This window comes from Phenylobacterium sp. (genome assembly GCF_030654915.1).
Classification (GTDB): domain Bacteria; phylum Pseudomonadota; class Alphaproteobacteria; order Caulobacterales; family Caulobacteraceae; genus Phenylobacterium.
In genome coordinates this window covers 1-5,198 of the sequence record NZ_JAURWM010000121.1, presented here as the reverse complement: position 1 = coordinate 5,198, position 5,198 = coordinate 1, and the positions used below count along the sequence as shown (strand labels likewise).

At 66.9% G+C, this 5,198-nt stretch carries 3 protein-coding genes; 1 reads left to right on the top strand and 2 read right to left on the bottom strand.

The genetic code is table 11. The features are described from left to right. Positions 1-3,328, bottom strand: a 3,328-nt coding sequence (locus tag Q7T84_RS06280; RefSeq protein WP_304806896.1) for an NAD-glutamate dehydrogenase domain-containing protein, incomplete at its 3' end; no start/stop codon positions are given. 202 nt (positions 3,329-3,530) lie between these two features. Beyond that, a complete protein-coding gene (locus Q7T84_RS06275) occupies positions 3,531-4,652 on the bottom strand; it encodes an AI-2E family transporter (protein ID WP_304806895.1) in 1,122 nt (373 codons plus the stop codon). 247 nt (positions 4,653-4,899) lie between these two features. On the opposite strand from Q7T84_RS06275, the gene Q7T84_RS06270 reads away from it, so the two are divergent. Further along, on the top strand, positions 4,900-5,198 hold a 299-nt coding region (locus Q7T84_RS06270; protein ID WP_304806894.1), incomplete at its 3' end, for a helicase HerA-like domain-containing protein.

Genomic DNA, 5,198 nt, shown 5'->3' with positions numbered 1-5,198 from the left:
TGGCCTTGTCGCCGACCTCGGCGTTGCTCTCGCCACGGGCCTTCACATAGGTGCCGATGCCGCCGACGTAGAGCAGCTCGGCTTGCGCCTTGAGGATCGTGGTTATCAGCTCGGTCGGGGCCAGGCTGTCGGCCTCGACGCCCAGCATGGCCTTCACCTCTCGGCTCAGCGGGATCGATTTCTGGCTGCGCGGGAAGACCCCGCCGCCCTTGGAGATCTTCTTGCGGTCGTAGTCGTCCCAGGACGAGCGCGGCAGCTCGAACATCCGCTGGCGCTCGGCATAGGACGTCGCGACGTCCGGCGCCGGATCGAGGAAGATGTGGCGGTGGTCGAACGCGGCCTGCAGCCGGATCTGCTCCGACAGCAGCATGCCGTTGCCGAACACGTCCCCCGACATGTCGCCGACCCCGACCACGGTGAAGGGCTCGGACTGGATATCCTTGCCCAGCTCACGGAAGTGGCGCTTGACCGCTTCCCAGGCGCCGCGGGCGGTGATGCCCATTTCCTTGTGGTCGTAGCCCGCCGAACCACCCGAGGCGAAGGCGTCGCCCAGCCAGAAGCCGTAGGACTCGGCGATGCCGTTGGCGATGTCGGAGAAGGTGGCGGTGCCCTTGTCGGCGGCGACGACCAGATAGGGGTCGTCGCCGTCATGGATGACCACGCCGGGCGGATGCACGACCGCGCCGTCGGCGGTCAGGTTATCGGTGATGTCCAGCAGGCCTTGCAGGAAGGTCGTGTAGGCGCGGATCGCCTCGGCGCGCATCGCGTCGGGGGCGCCGCCCTTGGGCAGTTGCTTGGGATAGAAGCCGCCCTTGGAGCCGACCGGCACGATCACCGCGTTCTTGGTCTGCTGGGCCTTCACCAAGCCGAGCACCTCGGTGCGGAAGTCGTCGCGGCGATCGGACCAGCGCAGGCCGCCGCGCGCGACGGGCCCGAAGCGCAGGTGGACGCCCTCGATGTGCGTCGCCCAGACGAAGATCTCGCGATAGGGCTTGGGCAGCGGCAGGTCGGCCAACTCGCCGGACGCGACCTTGAAGCTGATATAGGGCTTGGCTCGGCCCTGGGCGTCGGTTTGGTAGTAGTTGGTGCGCTTGATCGCCCCGACCAGCAAAGCGATGCGGCGCAGGACCCGGTCGTCGTCCAGGCTGTCGACCTGCTGCAGCGCCTGGACGATTTCGTCCATGACCTGGACGGCCTGAGCCGTGCGGGTGGGGAGGTCGGCCTTGATGGCCGGATCGAACTTGGTGCGGAACAGATCGAGGATTAGCCGGGCGACGCCCGGATGGTTGGACAGCGCGGTTTCCTGGACCCGCTGGCTAGGGTCGAGCCCTGATTGCTGGCGGTGACGGGCCAGCGCCCGTATCAGGGCCGCCTCGCGCCAGGAGATCGACAGCTCGAGCACAAGGCGGTTGAAGCCGTCGCTCTCGGTGTCGCCGGTCCAGACGGCGGTGAAAGCGTCCTCGAAGCCCTGCTTCACCTCGGCGAAGACCAGGTGCTCGCCGTGCTGGTCGTCGAGTTCGAACTCGTGGACCCACACTCGGCGGCCGCCGGCGCTCATCACCGGGAAGCCGGTCTCGACCATGGCCTTGAGGCCCATGTTCTCGAGGATCGGCAGCACGTCGGCCAAGGGCGCGGGCGAGCCTGGCCGATAGAGCTTGAAGCGCATCTGGGTCTTGGAGTCGGCGGGACGGCGGAACGCGCGGATGCGGATCGGCTCGTTCGCGCCCAGGCTCTCGATGAGCGCGATGTCGGTCAGGGCCTCTTCGGCGTCGTAGCGCTCGCGATAGCCGGCGGTGAAGGCCTCGGCGTAGCGTGACACCATGTCGGCGACCTCGGCGGTCGCCCGGCCCGAAGCGCGGACGGCGGCGGCGAAGCGGTCGTCCCAGGTCCGCGAGGCTAGGGTGATCTGAGCTTCGACGGCCTTGAGGTTGGGCTCAAGGTGATCGCCGGGCTCAAAGCCGATGATGAAGTGGACCCGGGCCAGCGGGCTGCCCGAGAAGCTAGGATAATAGGCCGTGACGCGACCGCCATAGGCCTCGGCCAGGATCTCGCCGGCGCGGGCGCGCAGGTCGGAGTCATAGCGTTCACGCGGCACGAACAGCAGCACCGAGGCGAAGCGGTCAAAGGGGTCGCGCCGCTCGAACACCCGCACCCGGGGTCGGTCGTTGAGGTGCAGGATGCCGAGCGCGGTGGCCAGCAGCTCGTCCTCGGTGGCCTGGAACAGTTCTTCCCGGGGGTAGGTCTCCAGGATGTTGCGCAGCCGCTTTTCATTGTGGCTGCCGGGCGCCTTGCCCGCGCGGGTCAGGACCGTGGCGACCTTGGCGCGGATCAACGGCACGGCGTAGGCCGGCTCGTCATAGGCCTCGACCGTGAACAGCCCAACGAAACGGATCTCGCCCGATGGCTTGCCGTCCGCGCCGTAACGCTTGACCCCGATATAGTCCATGTAGCCGCGGCGATGGACGCGCGAGCGCAGGTTGGACTTGGCGACCGTGACCGGGTCGTTGGTCAGGCCCGCCTGCATTTGGGCGGTGAGCACTGCAGGTTCGGAGGTGCGGCGCAGCACGGTGCGGGCTGGATCGCGCAACACGCCCAGCCCGTCCTCGGGCTGGAACAACGGCTCTTCGGCGGCATAGCCCCCGTCCTTAAGGCGCGGGTACTCGTAGACCCGCGCGCCGAGATAGACGAAGTGCTCGTCGCGCAGCCAGGCGAGGAACTGGGCGTTCTCGTCACGCCCGGTGCTGATCGGCGAGGTTTCCAGCTCATGGATCGTGCGGGCCATCAGGTCCAGCATGGCCGGGAAGTCGTCCACGGCGGCCCGGACGTCGGCCAGGGCGGCCTGGAGGCCGGCGACCAGCGCTGCCTCGCGGTCGGAGCCGACCCGTTCCAGGATCACTTGGATCATCGATTCCGGGCGAGTTTCGCCGTCGGCGAGGCGCGTGCCCTTGCGGTCGCGGGCGACCTCGACGACGGGATGGAACATCGAGCGGACCGACAGGCCCTGATCGGCGATCTCACCCATGACGCTGTCGACCAGGAACGGCGCGTCGTCCTGCAGGATCTCAAGCCGCTCCAGGCCCGGCGCGCCTTCGATAGGGGCGAGGCGGATAACCGGCAGATCACCCCGGCGGTTCGCCGCGAAGGCCCAGAAGTCGGCCAGCAGGGCGGCGAGCGCCTTGGTCGGAATTTCGGGCAGTTCGTCCGGCGCCGCGTCGTCGGCCGCCTGGGCGATGAAGGCGTGGGCGGCGGAGCTCTCGTCGCCCGTGAGTTCGGCGAAGGCCGAGACCAGGCCGCGCTGAGCCGCGGTCATCTTGGGGCGTTTGGTCATGATTGGGCTCCGAGCTGACGTCCGGACGCGAGAACGCCGCCGGAGGAGAGAGTCCGGCGGCGCGTGGCTCCACCTGGGGGGGGCAGGCGGAGCGCGGGGGGCTCGCGGCGACCCTGGCTAACGCCCGGGCCGCCTATGTTTCGGGCGATGCCCGAACGGACTGTAGATAGGTAGGAAACGAACAACTTGAAGGCCCTGGTTTTCAGACTTTGGGTTCACGCTTGCGTGACGTTGAGGCGCGTGGTTGCACCGCCGGCTTTTCGTGGTGCGCGTCAGGCTGGTTTTCCGGCTGACCGTCGGCTGACATCAGGATCGCCAACCAACGCGAGCCGTTGAACTGGGCCAGGATGACCATCGCCATCACGGTCAGCGGCGTCGACAGGAACATGCCGGCCATGCCCCAGATCGCGCCCCAGAACGCCAGGCTGAGTAGGACGACCACGGGGTCCATGTTCAAGGTGTTGCCCTGCATGCGCGGCAGGATGATGTTGCCGACCACGAACTGGATCGCCTGCAGCACCCCGAGCAGAATGAGCGCCGGCCAGAAGGTGGGGAACTGGATCAGGGCGAAGATTGGCGGCGCCAGGATGCCTACCGCGCCCCCGATCACCGGGATGTAGGACGCCATGAAGATCAGGAAGGCCCAGAATATCGCGTTGTCGAGCCCGATGGCCCACATGGCGAGCCAGGATGAGACCGCGATGATAAGGCCGGTCACCGTCTGCACCCACAGATAGCTCTCGACGCCGTCGCGAATGCGTCGGAACGCCTGGGTCGCCTCGTGGCGTTCGGCGCTGTGCGGAAACAGGCGCACGACCTTGCGCTGGAAGCCTCGGCGCGAGGCGATGATGAAGCCCAGATAGATCAGGATGAAGAAGGCGTCGGTGGCGAAGCCCTGGAGGCCCTTGGCGGCGTTCGCCAGATAGGAGCCGAGATTCAACTGGGCGAACAACTCGTTCACCGTGGGCGGAACCGGGACGTCCACCATGCCCGCGACCTGGGCGATGAGGCCGTTCAGTCGTGGGGTGTAGGCGACGAGTTGGCTAATGAACGTGCTGGCGTTCTCGGCGATCACGAAGGTCGAAATGCCGAACAGCAGCACCGACAGCACGATCGCCATCGGCAGGGCCGCACGCTCGGTGACCCAGGGCAGGCGTGTACGGATCATCCGGGCGAACCCATCGACCATGACCGCCAGGAAGACGGCCAGCGCCAGGGGCGTCAGTATGCCGCGCAGCCAGAAAAGTGCGGCGCCTGACGCTATCACCGCGAGGATGACGAGCGAGACGCGGGTGGTGTTGGACTCTAGAGCACGGACGGACATTGGTTCTTCTTGCAGCCTCGGTTCACCAGCGACTGTCAGCGCGGGAGCGGGCTACGTCAATTTTGGCCATCCCTACCCTGGTTCGCGGGGTAATGGGAGTGTCCATGCCAAGGATTGTCTAAAGAACGACGTAACGCGATCTCCGAGCGGCGATATTCGGCAATCATCTTTCGTTCGAGGAACAGCGGTGGAAGCCGGACCATGGTGCGGTTAGCTTCGCCGGGTGAGCTAGTTTGCGGAGCGGCCTATGTCCGAAGACGTCCTGATCGGTTTCTCAGAGCAACCGGAGCTGTTGCGGCTCGACCGCACCAACCGCCACGGATTGGTGGCGGGGGCGACGGGGACCGGCAAGACCGTCACCTTGCAGATATTGGCCCAGGGCCTGTCGGACGCCGGGGTCCCGGTGTTCGCGGCCGACGTGAAGGGCGACCTCAGCGGCATCGCCATGATCGGCGCCCCCAATGAGAAGATGCTGGCGCGGGCCGCATCGATGAACCTGACTCTCAATCTGGCGGCCGCGCCGACTGTGTTCTGGGACCTGTTCGG

Excerpts from the sequence above, each read along its gene's own strand:
- Q7T84_RS06275 (WP_304806895.1), bottom strand. The coding sequence starts at position 4,652 with ATGTCCGTCCGTGCTCTAGAGTCCAACACCACCCGCGTCTCGCTCGTC.